This window comes from Chungangia koreensis (assembly GCF_042651785.1).
Lineage (GTDB): Bacteria > Bacillota > Bacilli > Bacillales_A > Planococcaceae > Chungangia > Chungangia koreensis.
Map to the genome: position 1 here is coordinate 189,126 of NZ_JBHSEC010000020.1, position 14,937 is coordinate 204,062.

Genomic DNA, 14,937 nt, shown 5'->3' on the forward strand with positions numbered 1-14,937 from the left:
GTACGTCTCCGCCCTTGTCGTCTATCTACCACATCCTTGTTACTACCAACTGCATCCTAATCGACCGTTCATTCCTTCACCACAAAAAAACTGCCTATTCTCCCCAAAGGAAAATAGACAGTCCCACTTAAAGTTTGACCCGTTGCAAGCGTAACGCGTTAAGGACAACTGACACCGAACTGAATGCCATTGCGGCTCCGGCAACCCAAGGGGCTAACAGTCCGACAGCTGCAATCGGAATACCCAACGTATTATAGGCAAATGCCCAGAATAAGTTTTGTTTAATGTTTTTCATCGTCTTCCGGCTCATCACGATGGCATCGGCAATACTGTTCAAGTCACCGCGGATCAGCGTAATATCTGCTGCTTCCATCGCCACATCTGTACCTGTACCGATCGCCATCCCGACATCGGCTGTGGCCAATGCTGGCGCGTCATTGACACCGTCACCGACCATCGCCACTTTCTTGCCTGCTTCCTGAAGTTTTTTAACTTCAGCTGATTTCCCTTCAGGCAATACTTCCGCTATGACATGCTGAATACCGACCTGTTCACCGATTGCCTGAGCAGTCCGCTCATTGTCGCCTGTCATCATGATGACATCGATGCCCATATCCAGCAGGCGTCGAATGGCTCGTTTCGAAGTCTCTTTTACAGTATCGGCTACCGCGATCATTCCTGCATAATTGCCATCGATCCCGACGAGCATTGCCGTCTTTCCGTCAGCTTCCAGCTGCTCCATGTCCGAAATGACATGAGAGATGTCAATGGAGTCACTTGCCATTAATTTACGTGTCCCGACGACCACTCTTTTACCATTCACGACAGCTCGAACCCCATATCCTGCAATGGCTTCGAACGTTGTTGGCGAATGAAGGGAAATATTCCGCTCCTTAATGCCATCTACGATCGCTTCTGCAAGCGGGTGTTCAGATTGTTTTTCAGCAGATCCTACGAGTGCAAGCAGTTCAACCTCGTCATACCCGTTTGCCGCAAAAGCGTCTGTTAATACAGGTTTGCCATTAGTAACTGTTCCTGTTTTATCGACGACAACTGTATCGATATGGTGCGCATTTTCAAGATGTTCGCCGCCTTTGAACAGGATCCCCGCTTCTGCAGCACGGCCTGATCCAGCCATGATGGATGTCGGTGTTGCAAGTCCTAATGCACATGGGCAAGCGATGACCAATACGGCAATCATCGCTTCTAATGCGGGCGTGAATTCACCCGGACTGACGAATGCGAACCAAATGATGAATGTCAGAACCGCAATTCCAACCACAATCGGTACGAAAATCCCCGAAATCTTATCAGCCAAACGTTGAATTGGCGCTTTCGAACCTTGTGCATCCTCAACGACCTTGATGATCTGAGCAAGGGCTGTCTCTCTCCCGACCTTAACAGCCTTCATCTTAATAAAACCGTTCTTATTAATCGTTGAGCCAAATACTGAATCTCCAGGCACCTTATCGACTGGGATACTTTCTCCCGTCAGCATCGACTCATCAATGGCTGAGCTACCTTCGAGCACTTCTCCGTCGACCGGTACCTTTTCACCCGGTTTCACGTAAATGACATCCCCGATGATTACTTCATCAAGGGGCACTTCCAATTCTTCTCCATTCCGAACAACTGTAGCAGTTTTCGCCTGTAAGCCCATCAGCTTTTTAATCGCTTCAGAGGAATGGCCTTTTGCTTTCGCTTCAAACAGCTTCCCTAACAAAATTAACGTAATCAGCACAGCACTTGTCTCAAAGTAAAGCTGTGGATGATGAGCTGAGTTAGTAGAGAGAATCGCTTGGTACACACTGTAGAAATACGCAGCGGATGTACCTAACACGACTAATACATCCATATTTGCGCTTCCGTTCTTAAGTGCTTTAAAGGCGCCATTATAAAATTGCCAACCGACGTAAAATTGGACCGGGGTAGCCAATACCAGCTGTACCCAAGGATTCATTAAGAACTCAGGAATGTATAGGAAGGACGTAAAGGAAAAATGGCCGACCATCGTCCACAATAGAGGCAACGACAAAATAGCGGCAATGATGAATTTACGTTGTTGTTTCCGAATCGCTTCCTGACGATAATCGGAGGCTTCTTTGTCATTTTCTTTTGCTATGGCACCATACCCTAAAGTCTCGACACGTTTAACGAGATCGAATGCTGAAATTTGGGATGGATTGTATTCAATCGTTGCACTTTCGAGCGCTAAATTGACATTAGCCTGGGACACGCCCTCCATCTTATTCAAACCCTTTTCAATCCTCGTCGCACAGGCCGAACATGTCATACCGGTAATGGCAAACTCGGCTTTCTCCTTTGCCACGCCGTATCCAAGGTCCTCGATTTTCTTTTCAATGTCATGGGGATTTAATTTCTCGGAATCGTATTTGATCATTGAGCGTTCCAGTGCCAAATTCACATTCGCTTCTTCGACACCTTCCATTTTATTAAGCCCTTTTTCAATCCGGGTTGCACAAGCCGCACATGTCATACCTGTGATATGAAGGGTTGTTTCTTTCGTTGTGCTCATACTCAACCACCTCTCTTATACCATAAGGGGGTATATTTTTTTGAAGAAGAAAGAGTGCCAGTGTGCACTCTTCCTCAATTATTCAACATCATAACCTTGATCATCGATTGTTTCTTTAATTTCGTCCAATGAAACCTGGTCAGCATCGTACGCTACATCCACTTTGCCAGACTCCAAATGCACTTTCACAGATTGGACTCCAGAAAGTTTGCCAACGCTTCCTTCAACAGCATTTACGCAATGTCCGCAAGACATACCTGCTACATTCAATGTAATGTTTTCCATGTTTGCTGCTCCTCCTCCAATACCTTATAGGGGTATATATTAATTAAAAAGATTTATTTGACGACAGAGTAACCTAATTCTTCAATTTTAGATGTCACTAAATTATTCGAAGCTTCAGTACCAAATGTCACTTCTACAGTACCAGAAGATAAGTCTACATTCACGTTTTCTACACCATTTAAAGACGACACGTTGTTCTTCACCTTATTTGCACAACCGCCACAAGACATACCTGCTACTTGATAAGTTACTGTACTTGCCATGAATATGTTCCTCCTCTATTTTCTCATCAGTTTTTGGATGGTGACCAATAATTCATCGAGAATTTCATCGTCGCCTTCGGCTAAACGATCAACGACACAGCCTTTCAAATGCCATTGCAATAACACCTTTGCCACACTGTTCAATGCGGATTGGGTAGCTGAAAGTTGAGTAATAATATCATCACAGTAGACATCCTTGTCAACCATACCCTTAATACCACGGATTTGACCTTCGATGCGGTTTAAGCGGTTCACAATATCCTTTTTTGCCGTTTCTGGATGATGGCTTTTGCGGTGACTATGGCACTCCAACGATTCTGTCGGTTTCAATGCTTCTTCCATACGCCAACCTCCTCTTTAATTAGAATTTAACATACCCTTATAGGGTATGTAAAGAGAGACGTTTTTAAAATTTTCCATATTAGTTTCCCCTAATTATTATCCCCGATGCCAATAAAAAACCTGATCACAAATTATTTCAATGTGATCAGGTTCCACTATGCATCATTTCAACTGCAGAGCCCATAGCTGTGCATCATTATAAGCTTGCTGCAGTCTGCCATTAGAAATCCTCAACTGATTTGTCAACTCATCAATGAGTCCCACTTCCATCTGTTCAACAGCAGTCGCCAAACGGAAATACTGGGTCATTTCCGTCTCTTTTCCCAAAATCGTATCTGATACCGACTTAGATAGTGGAAGTGCAGACAAAATAGACTCCATTGGACGGTTTAAAATGACGCCAATCATTGAAAACATGCCTACCAAAAAGTATTCCTCTGCATTTTTCCTGCCTGTTGATTTGGCAATCAACTCACAAAGCTTAGCCCGTACCATTGAAATCTCAATTAGGGAGTTTGTCCTTGCCTTATTTTCTATAGAGTCACGCAAGGCGATGACATATAGCCATTTCTTCAATTCCTTTAGCCCTAACATGACAAGGGCCTGTTTTATGGATTTCACTTCTTTTCGCAGACCATTGGCCGGCGAATTGACCAGCTTAAGTAATTTGAAGGAGAGAGAAAGATCATGCTCTATGAATGATGTAATCTTCTCAATGTCCGGGTCAGGCTGATTAAGGAGATTGACAAGACGGATGTACGGGATCATCGCAGGCGGGATATCCGTTCCTTGAACGATTTCAGGCTTTTGCAAAAAATAGCCTTGGAACAAAGAATAGCCCGCTGCTTTAGCTGTTTCAAACTCTTCCCTACTCTCAATCTTTTCCGCCAACAGTTTAATATGCGGGTGTTGTTTCGCGATATTTTCAATTGTCCAGCGTTCTTCCGGTGTTGTATGTAAAAAATCCACTTTAATATACGTTACTATATTGAATAGTTCACTGAAATAGTTTAATTCTTCTGTCATGACAAAATCATCTAAAGCGATTTTAAAACCCATTTCTTTTAGTTCCTTCAAGCGGCTGATCAGTCCAATTGTTACCGGAATATTTTCCAGCACTTCAACCATTACTTCTTCGGGATTCAAGCTTGTGAAGACATCACGGTAAAGCAAAGACTCCGTAAAGTTGATGAAACAGGGCCTTTTGGAGGATAATTCATCCATCCCGATTGTCAGCAGTGCATGATTCAGCACCTCAATTGTCGCTTGATCTGCATCCACTTCCGGAAAGGCATTCGATTTTCCATTCCGATACAACAGCTCATAACCGAAGATTTCTTCCTTACTATTAAAAATAGGCTGACGACCGATAAATACATCCATAAGTAAAAAGTCCTTTTTTTCTTTAGTATAACTGTGTAATTTGGCAGAATCTACTATAATTTTCAAGTATGATACACCAAGTGACACATAAGGTAGGAAAATGGTATGTTTTTAATAGAATCAAAGGGGGTTTTGTAATGAATACAATCACGTACGAGCAAAAGGGGAATATAGGCGTTATTACATTAAATCGACCTGAATCAATGAATGCTTTCAACTATGAGATGCTGCTGGAGTTGTCTCAAGTGGCCGATGCAGTCCGCATTAATCCTGACATTCGTGTAGTCATCCTAACAGGTGCGGGTGAAAAGGCATTCAGTGTCGGAGCAGATTTAAAAGAACGGAAAAACCTGACTGAACAACAAGTAAAACGAAATATCTTTAAAATCGGCGAAGTTTTCAGCGCTATCGAAAACTTACCTCAACCGACGATCGCCATGATGAATGGCCATGCATTTGGAGGCGGGGTTGAACTGGCACTTGCTTGTGATTTCCGGATTGCTGCTGATAACATCAAACTCGGGTTGACAGAGACGAGCCTTGGAATTATTCCCGGTGCTGGCGGTACGCAGCGTTTACCGAGGCTGATTGGTGAAGCAAAAGCACTTGAATTGATTTTAACGGCGAAGCGTATGGATGCCCATGAGGCGTTGTCTTACGGAGTGCTGACCCGCGTCGTTCCAAAAGAAGAGTTGGGCACAGCCGTCTCCGCTTTTGCAGAATCGATACTCGCCAATGGTCCGATTGCTCTCCAACAAGCTAAATTCGCTATTAAACATGGGATGAATGTAGATCTCCAAACCGGTTTGAAAATCGAACAAAAAGCGTATGAAATTACAATTCCTACAGAGGACCGTATTGAAGCATTGAACGCCTTCGCTGAAAAACGGAAGCCGGTTTTCAAAGGCAAATGACAAGAAAAGAAACCATTCTTCACTTACTCGAAACCATTTCATATATCGAGTCTTTAGAGGATGTTCCCGAAGATATCTGGAGGACACCAATTGGAGAGCAGAAATGGAGTTTAGCCGAATTAGTCGGCCATTTCACTCCTTGGGATCGATTTGTCACAGAACAGCGCATTCCATTCATCCTAAAAGGTGAGCTTCTTCCAAAATCACCAAAGGCTGAAGAAGTAAATGCAGCTTCCTCACTAAAGAGCCGGAACAAACCAAGTGAACAGATCATACATGAATTTGCAGCGACTCGAAGTTTGCAAATAAGGGCCATCCGAACGTTAGAAGACTCGTATTGGGAACAAACCATTTCAATTGGAACGAATGTCATCAATCTATCAAATTATTTTAAAGGCTTAGCCGAACATGACATACATCATTTCCAAGAAATAGAGGAGTTTCTAAAACAATTTAATATTCATAAACCATTGAATTTGTAAAAAAATAATACGCAGGGGCTACTTTCGACCCCTGCGTTTTTCAATGCGTTAAATTAAATTGTACTCGGGACTTCCGATAGCTTTTCTAACTGCTCCCACTCTTCCCTCAGCATCCCCATCCGGATCGAGTCATAATAGACTCCATTCCAATAGCGGACTTTTCGAATGCGAGCTTCCATCTTAAATCCAAGCTTTTCCCCGACTTTGATCATCCGATCATTGCCGGACCAAGTCGTATAACCGACACGTACGAGCGGCATCGTATTGAAAAGATGGTTTACCCACAGCTTCATCGCCTTCGTTCCGATACCCCCGCTCCAATACTTCGGATCATAGACTGTGATGCCGATTTCCGACCATAAGGATGGTTTGTGTTCCCAATAGTACCCGACGATCCCATTAATCTTCCCGTCAACTTCGATTGCCCAGTAGTCATCGCGGTCTACATAATTAGTTTCCAAAAACTCTTCGTACGTCTTGGACTTATGTTCATAATAAGGTGCATCCCACTTCTTCCATTCGGGATTGTCCTCTTTAAAGCTCAGTTCCCATAAGCGGAACAAATCATCTTCTTTAATCGGGCGTATAGTTACGTCTCCTTCTGTATAACTCAAGCAATCATTCCTATCTTAAATATTTCTAAAACTTCCTATCATAAATATTTCTCAAACCAATCCGTAATCTGATTCAACCGCTCAATCCGCAAGTTCGGCGTTCCCGTACGGGATAAGTTATGGTCAGCATCCGGGAAGCGTACGAACTCCGTTTCTTTCCCCATGCTTTTCAGTGTAATGTACAATTGTTCGGCCTGTTCAATCGGGCAGCGGAAATCCTTCTCACTATGCAAAATAAGGAGAGGTGTTTCTACATTCTTAGCGTATTTCAACGGAGATATGTCCCAAAGCTTTTCCGGATCCTCCATCGTCACTCCATGCTGGAAGTCATTGAAATAGTAACCGATATCAGATACTCCAAAGAAGCTAACCCAATTTGAAATCGAACGCTGTGTGACCGCAGCCTTGAAACGGTTAGTATGTCCGACAATCCAGTTCGTCATAAATCCACCGTAGCTGCCACCGGTAACTCCAAGTCGGTCACGATCAATCCACTTATAAGTTGAAACTGCGTAATCGACCGCTTTCATAATGTCCTCGTAATCACCGCCGCCGTAATCGCCACGTACAGCGTCTACAAATTGCTGGCTATATCCATGGCTCCCACGCGGATTGATATATAAAACACCATATCCTTTTGCCGCAAAAAGCTGCATTTCATGGAAAAATGTATTGGCATACATGGCATGCGGACCGCCATGAATATTAACCACTAACGGATAACTCTTCCCATCCTCGAAATTTGCAGGCTTCATAATCCAGCCATGCACATCCCAATCTTTTGATCCGTTGAACGTGATTGCCTCCGGCTCGACAAGCTCAACTTTAGAAATGAATTTGTCATTGAAAGATGTCAGCTTTTCCCGTTCACCAGTTGTCAATTCAGATTTGTAAACTTCCCCTGGATTCACCGCATCGCTTACCGCTAAAAGTCCAAACTTTCCATCAGGGGAAATCGCGTAACCGTAAACATGCTCCTTTTCTGGAGATGCAGGGTACAATTCGCCTTCTAAAGTTGCAAAGTACAGCCGAATATCCCCCATTGTAGACACGGTGAAATACAGATGATGATCCTTCGTCCAGACAACTGCCGGCGCATGTGCTCCTTGCTGATGATCGGCAGCCGCATAATCTCCGACCGGTGCATCAAGGCCTTCTGTCAGAGAAATACGGGAACCATCTTCCGAATCATAAACATACAATTCCGTATGCGTAGCATTCTTGAACTGATGTTCGTAGCCGATAAATGCGATATAACGGTCATCATAGGAAAACGCAGCTCCCCCAAAATACCCTTCCTCATTAATAATTGTCTTCTCTTCTTTCGTTTCTACATCAACGAGGAATAAAGGCGCTTTAAAGATGTGGTCCACATTTTCTTCACGGACAATACTCATGACCATCTGTTTTCCATCATGCGATACAGCTTGAAGTGAAAAGTCATAGTTTCCTTCAGTGAATTGTTCAGTTTCTCCTGTATCAATATCCACGAGTCCGATATGTCGATTGTAATCCTGTGGAATTAGTCCGGCCCCATCCATTTTATATTTCATTTTACTGACGATATAAGGTTCCGGCTTTTTCTTGTCCTCTTTCTTTTTCTCCGGTAAATCATTGAACGACTTTCCTTCCTTCAATGATGCATTTACCCAGATTTTCTTGCCGTCAGGTGACCAGATGAAGCTACTGACGCCCTTTTCATAGTTCGTAATTCTTCTGGCTTCCCCGCCATTTTTCGGGATTACATACAACTGGTTTTTCTCATCACGATTTGATAAGAAAGCAATCTCTTTCCCATCTTGAGACCAACGAGGCGAAGACACCCTTTCCTTGCCATGCGTCCACTTCGAAATCTCCCCAGTTTCCAAGTCCATATGAAATAGGTGGGACATATATTTATTTTCCTTTTCATCGATGTACGTCCGTACAAACAGTACCTCTTTTCCATCTGGTGAAAGTTGTGGATCTGTTACCGAATATAATTTGAATAAATCTTCAGCTTTCAATAGTCGTTTTTTCATCTGTCATACCTCCTCAAGTAATGCCCACTCATCTATTTCGACATCCGCAATAATGATTCCTTTTCTAATTGAAAAAAGATGCCCCTGTTGAGGCATCTATTTTATCCTGTCTCTCATTATGCCCGTACATGCGCTAAATATCGCCACCGGATTAGATAAAAATACGTAATTTGGATTATGGTGAATCCTACAAGAACTAAGACCATTTCGTTCAAGATATTGACGTCTGCAAATACTTTCCACAATGCCTGCAGTGTCAGAAAAGCAAAGGAACTATGAAGCATGGCGATCCCCCATGGCAGGAAGAATTGGGGAATCAGTTGACGATTGGCGATTTTCACAAACTCCCGATCCGTTAATCCGATTCTCCGTAGCACAGCAAATTGTTTTTTATCCGCCTCTAAATTCGTATATAGCTTGAAATAGATGAAACTACCTGCAGCTAGTAAGAATACAGCGGCAACCATTAGCCCAATGAACAATAGAAGTGAAAACGTACTTCGTATGATTGAATAGTTCAATCCCGGATTGTCGAAGGTAAATGGCAGCGAATCTTCTGTACCGCTCATGAATGCCCGGGTCATGATTTGCTCAATTTCAAGTCCAATCGATTTGGTCCGCTGCCAATCCGGTACATGGAATGCATAGAATTTATAAAAGGACTCGAGGTAGGTAGAGCCTTGAAATGGACGATCGATCAACCGATAGTCAAGATCATTAATGATGATCGCATTCGTGCTTATGGCATTGTCCGGAAATAGCATGAACGGGTATACACCTTGTACGGTCACCGGTACTTTACTTTCCTTCAGAACAGTTTGAACCGTATAGTCTTCTAAATCTTCAATGGAGCTTTTTGAATAGGGAAGAAAAACTGCTTCTCCCTGCTCCAAAAGGATGAGCGGGAATCCCATGGACGCAGCCAAACTATTCACTTCGGAAGCCTTCAGCACATGGACCGGCTGCTCCGAGAAGGAGGACGTTTGTTTTTTTATGAGTAAATCGTTTAAAGAATACGATAATTGTTCCTTCTCCAGTTCGGACGTAAGCAAATGGATATGACGATTCTCAAACGGATTATTCAGCTGACTCGTATAAATCAGACTCAGTGGATGCAGTTCCCGATATTGAGCCGTATAAGAAGTGAATGAAGCAAGCGCCCCTACTGACAAGAACGCGAGTGTTGAGACGATTGTGACGATAAAGAACATCCTGGCACTTTCCCGAAGCTTGACCGCACTTTCTACAAGAGACAATAACCGGGCATCCCGGTAATAGGTCTTTTTCCTCTTTCTCACAAGTTCTAACAGCAATAGCACCGTATGAGTAAAAAAGAAATACGTCCCCATGAGTGCCAAAAGCGGAATAATGACTGCAAATGCAGCAATGTTAGCCCGCGTAACGAAAATGGCCAATACATAACCAAAAAGTAATAACCCGATGCCAAGGAAGGCTTTGATCTTCGAATATCCAAGTGAATCTGTCTTCCAGCTTCCCCGTATTAAATTCACAATCTTTCTCGTGCGGATGAACACCACACTTGTGAATGAAATGATGGTGAAAAGACTAAGGAATGCACCGATTGTCAGTGCAAAAGGTTCCCAAGAAAAATACAGGGGCAAGCTGTCAATCTGGAGTATTTCGCGAATTATCATCAAAAAGAACTTCGAAAATGCATATCCAAAGCCAATACCCATGAATATGGAGGCTATGCCAATCAGCATCGACTCAACGAAAATCAGCTTATTCAACTGCCGTTTTGACATTCCTAAATGCAACAGAATCCCGAATTCCTTCGATCGAGCCTCCAAAAAGGCGCTCATGGAATAGAACAAGAAAAACAACATAAACAAGTACAGGATGATTTCAGCGAGGACCATACCACCAACCGCGACATTCCTCAGAAGCTGTTGATCCAGCATCGGATGGAACAGCAGCATTGAATAGATGAAAAACACCATGACCGAAACGACACTCGCCAGAAAATAGGCGGCATATAATCGGCGGTTCCTTATGACATTACGATAGGCAAATTGCCGAAAGGTCATGCTCATTACTCCTTAACTAACTAAATCGAAGATCGTTGACATTTCCGCCCAACAGGGACAAAACGTTAAGAATCCGTTGGAAAAATGTCTGTCTCCGGTCATCTTTGTATATTTCATTAAAATACTCCCCGTCCTTGATAAACAAGACGCGGTCACAATAGCTTGCCGCAATCGGATCATGGGTCACCATGATAATGGTCGTATTTTGCTCTTTGTTGATTCTTTCCAACAACATCAGTACATCCTTGGCAGCTGTTGTATCCAAGTTTCCAGTCGGCTCGTCCGCTAAAATGATGGGCGGCTGGTGAATGAGCGCCCTACCGATAGCAGTACGTTGTTCCTGGCCCCCTGACAGTTCATTCGGCCGCTTATGGAGGAAATCTGTCAGATTGAGTTCATTGGCAAGAGCAGCTACGCGCTCATTCATTTCTTCAATCGAATACGTATCGAGCGTAAGGGGAAGTACCATATTTTCCTCGACTGTCAGCATACGTAATAAGTTGAAGTCCTGGAATACAAACCCAAGCTCCCTGCGTCTAAAAATGGAGACTTCACTCTCTGACATTTTTACAGGGTTCTTTTCATTAATAGTAATTTCACCGGAGGTCGGTACATCAATCGTCGAGATTAAGTTCAGCAGGGTGGTTTTACCACTCCCGGAAGGTCCCATGACCGCAAGAAATTCACCTTGATCCACTTCGAAACTAAGCCGATTGAGGGCACGTTTTGTCATTTTCCCTTCATAAACCTTCGTGACTTCATCCACTTTAACGATTGCCATTTAATCCACTCCGCTCTATATGCTCAGGGTTGTTGAAGAGAATGGAAACGGTCGTTCCCTCTCCCACCTCTGAACTGATGGACATGTCATGTCCTAACCTCTCACATATTTCATTTGTTAAATACAGTCCCATTCCGGTAGATTCGCCGGTCTTTCGTCCATTTTCACCGGTGAAGAACGCATCGGTCACCCGTTTGAGGTCAGATGCAGGAATACCGATTCCTTCATCCGTGACACTGAACAAGACCCCTTCCTCTGTCATTTCCGCAGTCAAAAAGATTTTTTTATTTTCCTCAAAAGTATATTTGATCGCGTTGGTGATCAGCTGGTTAATCGCAAATAATATCCATTTGCGATCCGTCGGCACCTTGATCCCCTCGTCAATGGAGACAGAAGGAAAGACATGATTCGTGATGAATAACCGCTTATTCTCCGATATCACTTCTGTGACGATTTCCTTTAAGGGCACCATTTCAATTTGCATATCACTTTCAAATGTATCAAGACGGGCATTGACGAGCACGATGTCCAATTGTTGCTTCATGCGATCAACTTCTTCTTGAATGCTTTTGCGGTCAAGTTCATCCCCTTGCAACATCAATTCCAGTACGGAGACGGGGGTCTTCATTTGATGGACCCATTGATTCATAAATTGTAAATGACGATTTTGGGAGGAATAAAGGGAATGGACCTCCTGCTGATACAGTTTGTACAGATCAATCATATATCGGTCAGCCTGGACCATTTCGGGTGTTTTTCCGTTTCTCTGTAATGCATCCTCCATTTTGACAGGCTTCTGCAGGATTTTCTGGTAAAAGGAATACCGTAAAACAAAACGTGTAAGTAAAAATGTAGCTGTCAATATGATTGTCATGACAATCGCATAAACGGCTGTATCAGCATTGCGGAAACCGTCCAGCCAAAATAACAACATTAAAAACAACGTCATGAGCAGTTGAAACAAAAGATAAGGGAAATGTTCTTTTATAAATAACTGTAGAACCATTACGTTTCCTCCGGACTTAGGACGAACCGGTAGCCCGCTCCTCTCACTGTTTCAATGGTGGATTCCACTCCGTACTCCGTCAATTTCTTACGCACCCGTGTCATATTCACGTTAAGTGTATTTTCATCGACAAACATCTGGTCATCCCACAGCTCTTCCAATAACCGTTCGCGCGTCACCACTTTAGGGGCCTGTCCCATGAGCAATTCCAAGATGGCACACTCTTTCTTTTGAAGCGGAATCTCTTCATTTTTCACATGTAGCTCCATCCGTTCCAAATATAAAGTCAGTCTTCCTAACTTTATGGTGCGTTCTTCTGCTTTTGACGCATATTCACCATACGTCCGTCTCAAATGACTCCTTATTTTCGCAAGGACGATTTCGTAATGGAAAGGTTTCGTGATGAAATCATCTCCGCCGTTTTCAAGTGCAAAAACCTGGTCCATATCACCCGATCTGGCTGAGATGAATATAATCGGACACGTAGTGTGCTGCCTTAACTGGCGGCACCAGTAGTAACCGTCATAGGAAGGCAGATTGATATCAAGTAATATAAGATGTGGCTCGAACGCTGCCGATTCTTCAATGATCCGGTCAAAGTCTTCCACCACAGCAACCTCGTATTGGTATTTCCTTAATGTATCAGCTAACATATTTGCGATTTTTGTATCATCCTCGATGATTAAAATCCGGTTTGAAGCCATCCGGTTTTCCCCCTCGCTTCTTTGTTAATCAAATTATATCAAAGTTTGGTCTGAGAGGAATTGCATTAGACAATGGAGATTAGACTTTTAAAGAAACAATTGGTTTGGTTGGAAGGTTTGTGGGTTTGGTTGGAAACTTTGATGACTTGGTTGGAAACTTTGAGCGTTTGGTTGGAAACTTTGTGGACTTGGTTGGAAACTTCGAGAATTTGGATGAAAATTTTTCAAAATATAAAAAGCTTGGCCGCAGCCAAGCTCCCTTAGTAAATCAATCCAATGAATTCTTCTTTCGTAATTCCGCCAAGGATTTTTGGTACATCAATTCCATCAATCGCATTTTCAATGGAAGCACGTTCATACTGAACACCTTTTAACTTACTCTCAATCTCCGCCACATCACCGACACCGAAGAAATCCCCGTAAATATGGATGTCTTCAATGACACCTTTGTTCACTTGCAGGCGGACATCGATTCCACCGACTGGGAAGCGGTGAGTTTGTTGCATATTGAATTTCGGAGATTTACCGTAGTTCCAATCCCAGTTACCGTAACGCTCTTTCGAGATTTCATGGATTTTCTCCCAGTCCGCATCCGTTAGTTCGTATTGCTTAATATCTTCTTCGCCGAAGATTGAGCGTAAAATAGCTTGTTTGAATTCTTCAAACGACACATCACCTTCAATGTAATCAGAAATATTTCCTACTCGGCTGCGAACTGATTTGATTCCTTTAGATTCAATTTTGTCTTTCTTCACACGCAACGAAGAAACCACTGCCTCTACGTCCGTCTTGAACATAAGGGTACCATGAGAGTACATGCGTCCCTTAGTTGAGAATTGAGCATTCCCGGAAACTTTCTTACCCTCTACTTCGATATCGTTGCGGCCGGATAATTGAGCTTGAACACCCATTTTCCCTAACGCCTCTACGATCGGGTCCGTGAACTTCTTAAAGTTACGGAAGCTTTCTCCGTCGTCTTTCGTGATGAAACTGTAATTCAAGTTATTCAGGTCATGATAAACCGCTCCGCCGCCTGATAATCTGCGGACCACTTTTATACCATTGGCATCAACGTATTCAGTGTTAATTTCTTCTGCAGTATTTTGGTTCCGTCCGATAATAATCGACGGTTCATTTACATAAAACATAAAATGCGGCTCATTTTCGACATCCATATTGTTCAAAATGAATTCTTCAATGGCCAGATTGATTTGTGGATCATTTATTCCTTTATTATCAATAAAAATCACAACAACCACTCCTCTCAATTTTCCCAACATTATTTTAACTCAAATAGGTTACTTGTGGGAACAAAAGGGTATCTGTTATAATACAATAAATTAAACAGAAACAGTATTATAACAAAGGAGAGATTCCCGATGATGGAAAGTATCGTTGAGTTTTTCAAAAACTTGCCTCCCAAACAGTGCGCCCACTGTGGAAAGGCAATTGAAGAACAACATGAGTGTTATGGCAATCACTGCGATCAATGCAGTGAAAAGTAATACCTCCCTCCTCCTATCTGTGTAGAACGGGCAAAGGCACTTCGAATAATTAA

General features: G+C 43.0%; 15 protein-coding genes. 3 read left to right on the forward strand and 12 right to left on the reverse strand.

Annotation, left to right across the window (positions count from 1 at the left end):
- Window positions 1-127: 127 nt before the first annotated feature.
- The 5 genes from ACFOZY_RS13900 to ACFOZY_RS13920 form a co-directional block, all read right to left on the reverse strand.
- Window positions 128-2,536, reverse strand: a complete 2,409-nt coding sequence (locus tag ACFOZY_RS13900; protein WP_378156541.1) for a heavy metal translocating P-type ATPase — start codon at window positions 2,534-2,536, stop codon at window positions 128-130.
- Between the two features lie 78 nt (window positions 2,537-2,614).
- Window positions 2,615-2,821, reverse strand: a complete 207-nt coding sequence (gene copZ / locus ACFOZY_RS13905; RefSeq protein ID WP_378156544.1) for a copper chaperone CopZ — start codon at window positions 2,819-2,821, stop codon at window positions 2,615-2,617.
- Between the two features lie 53 nt (window positions 2,822-2,874).
- Window positions 2,875-3,084, reverse strand: coding sequence for a heavy-metal-associated domain-containing protein (locus tag ACFOZY_RS13910; RefSeq protein ID WP_378156546.1), 210 nt, complete (start codon window positions 3,082-3,084; stop codon window positions 2,875-2,877).
- 15 nt (window positions 3,085-3,099) lie between these two features.
- Window positions 3,100-3,426, reverse strand: a complete 327-nt coding sequence (locus ACFOZY_RS13915; RefSeq protein ID WP_378156548.1) for a metal-sensing transcriptional repressor — start codon at window positions 3,424-3,426, stop codon at window positions 3,100-3,102.
- Window positions 3,427-3,588: 162 nt separating this feature from the next.
- Window positions 3,589-4,875: an EAL and HDOD domain-containing protein gene (locus ACFOZY_RS13920; RefSeq protein WP_378156550.1), complete on the reverse strand. Its 1,287-nt coding sequence runs from the start codon at window positions 4,873-4,875 to the stop codon at window positions 3,589-3,591.
- Window positions 4,876-4,946: 71 nt separating this feature from the next.
- On the opposite strand from ACFOZY_RS13920, the gene ACFOZY_RS13925 reads away from it, so the two are divergent.
- Window positions 4,947-5,723, forward strand: a complete 777-nt coding sequence (locus ACFOZY_RS13925; protein ID WP_378156552.1) for an enoyl-CoA hydratase-related protein — start codon at window positions 4,947-4,949, stop codon at window positions 5,721-5,723.
- Window positions 5,720-6,205, forward strand: a complete 486-nt coding sequence (locus tag ACFOZY_RS13930; RefSeq protein ID WP_378156554.1) for a DinB family protein — start codon at window positions 5,720-5,722, stop codon at window positions 6,203-6,205. The genes ACFOZY_RS13925 and ACFOZY_RS13930 overlap by 4 nt, the downstream gene beginning before the upstream one ends.
- Window positions 6,206-6,258: 53 nt before the next feature.
- Here the strand turns inward: ACFOZY_RS13930 and ACFOZY_RS13935 are convergent, their stop codons facing one another.
- The 7 genes from ACFOZY_RS13935 to ACFOZY_RS13965 form a co-directional block, all read right to left on the reverse strand.
- Complete coding sequence (locus ACFOZY_RS13935; RefSeq protein WP_378156556.1) at window positions 6,259-6,819, reverse strand: GNAT family N-acetyltransferase; 561 nt, start codon at window positions 6,817-6,819, stop codon at window positions 6,259-6,261.
- Window positions 6,820-6,857: 38 nt separating this feature from the next.
- Window positions 6,858-8,840 carry a S9 family peptidase gene (locus ACFOZY_RS13940; RefSeq protein WP_378156559.1) on the reverse strand — a complete coding sequence of 661 codons (1,983 nt, stop codon included), beginning with the start codon at window positions 8,838-8,840 and terminating at the stop codon, window positions 6,858-6,860.
- Window positions 8,841-8,956: 116 nt separating this feature from the next.
- Window positions 8,957-10,888, reverse strand: a complete 1,932-nt coding sequence (locus tag ACFOZY_RS13945) for an FtsX-like permease family protein (protein ID WP_378156561.1) — start codon at window positions 10,886-10,888, stop codon at window positions 8,957-8,959.
- Between the two features lie 16 nt (window positions 10,889-10,904).
- Entirely contained in the window at window positions 10,905-11,669 is a 765-nt protein-coding gene (locus ACFOZY_RS13950) for an ABC transporter ATP-binding protein (RefSeq protein WP_378156563.1), read from the reverse strand.
- Entirely contained in the window at window positions 11,656-12,675 is a 1,020-nt protein-coding gene (locus ACFOZY_RS13955) for a sensor histidine kinase (RefSeq protein ID WP_378156565.1), read from the reverse strand. The genes ACFOZY_RS13950 and ACFOZY_RS13955 overlap by 14 nt, the downstream gene beginning before the upstream one ends.
- Complete coding sequence (locus ACFOZY_RS13960) at window positions 12,675-13,379, reverse strand: response regulator transcription factor (RefSeq protein ID WP_378156567.1); 705 nt, start codon at window positions 13,377-13,379, stop codon at window positions 12,675-12,677. Before ACFOZY_RS13960 ends, ACFOZY_RS13955 begins: the two co-directional genes overlap by 1 nt.
- Before the next feature lie 260 nt (window positions 13,380-13,639).
- Window positions 13,640-14,629, reverse strand: coding sequence for a lipoate--protein ligase (locus ACFOZY_RS13965; protein WP_378156569.1), 990 nt, complete (start codon window positions 14,627-14,629; stop codon window positions 13,640-13,642).
- Window positions 14,630-14,761: 132 nt separating this feature from the next.
- On the opposite strand from ACFOZY_RS13965, the gene yhfH reads away from it, so the two are divergent.
- On the forward strand, window positions 14,762-14,884 hold the full coding sequence (gene yhfH / locus ACFOZY_RS13970) for a protein YhfH (protein WP_378156815.1): 123 nt from the start codon (window positions 14,762-14,764) through the stop codon (window positions 14,882-14,884).
- Window positions 14,885-14,937: the final 53 nt, after the last annotated feature.

Coding starts and splice junctions, on each gene's coding strand:
- ACFOZY_RS13915 (WP_378156548.1), bottom strand. CDS start 3,426: ATGGAAGAAGCATTGAAACCGACAGAATCGTTGGAGTGCCATAGTCAC.
- ACFOZY_RS13940 (WP_378156559.1), bottom strand. CDS start 8,840: ATGAAAAAACGACTATTGAAAGCTGAAGATTTATTCAAATTATATTCG.
- ACFOZY_RS13900 (WP_378156541.1), bottom strand. CDS start 2,536: ATGAGCACAACGAAAGAAACAACCCTTCATATCACAGGTATGACATGT.
- ACFOZY_RS13910 (WP_378156546.1), bottom strand. CDS start 3,084: ATGGCAAGTACAGTAACTTATCAAGTAGCAGGTATGTCTTGTGGCGGT.
- ACFOZY_RS13930 (WP_378156554.1), top strand. CDS start 5,720: ATGACAAGAAAAGAAACCATTCTTCACTTACTCGAAACCATTTCATAT.
- ACFOZY_RS13950 (WP_378156563.1), bottom strand. CDS start 11,669: ATGGCAATCGTTAAAGTGGATGAAGTCACGAAGGTTTATGAAGGGAAA.
- ACFOZY_RS13925 (WP_378156552.1), top strand. CDS start 4,947: ATGAATACAATCACGTACGAGCAAAAGGGGAATATAGGCGTTATTACA.
- copZ (WP_378156544.1), bottom strand. CDS start 2,821: ATGGAAAACATTACATTGAATGTAGCAGGTATGTCTTGCGGACATTGC.
- ACFOZY_RS13955 (WP_378156565.1), bottom strand. CDS start 12,675: ATGGTTCTACAGTTATTTATAAAAGAACATTTCCCTTATCTTTTGTTT.
- ACFOZY_RS13960 (WP_378156567.1), bottom strand. CDS start 13,379: ATGGCTTCAAACCGGATTTTAATCATCGAGGATGATACAAAAATCGCA.
- yhfH (WP_378156815.1), top strand. CDS start 14,762: ATGGAAAGTATCGTTGAGTTTTTCAAAAACTTGCCTCCCAAACAGTGC.
- ACFOZY_RS13945 (WP_378156561.1), bottom strand. CDS start 10,888: ATGACCTTTCGGCAATTTGCCTATCGTAATGTCATAAGGAACCGCCGA.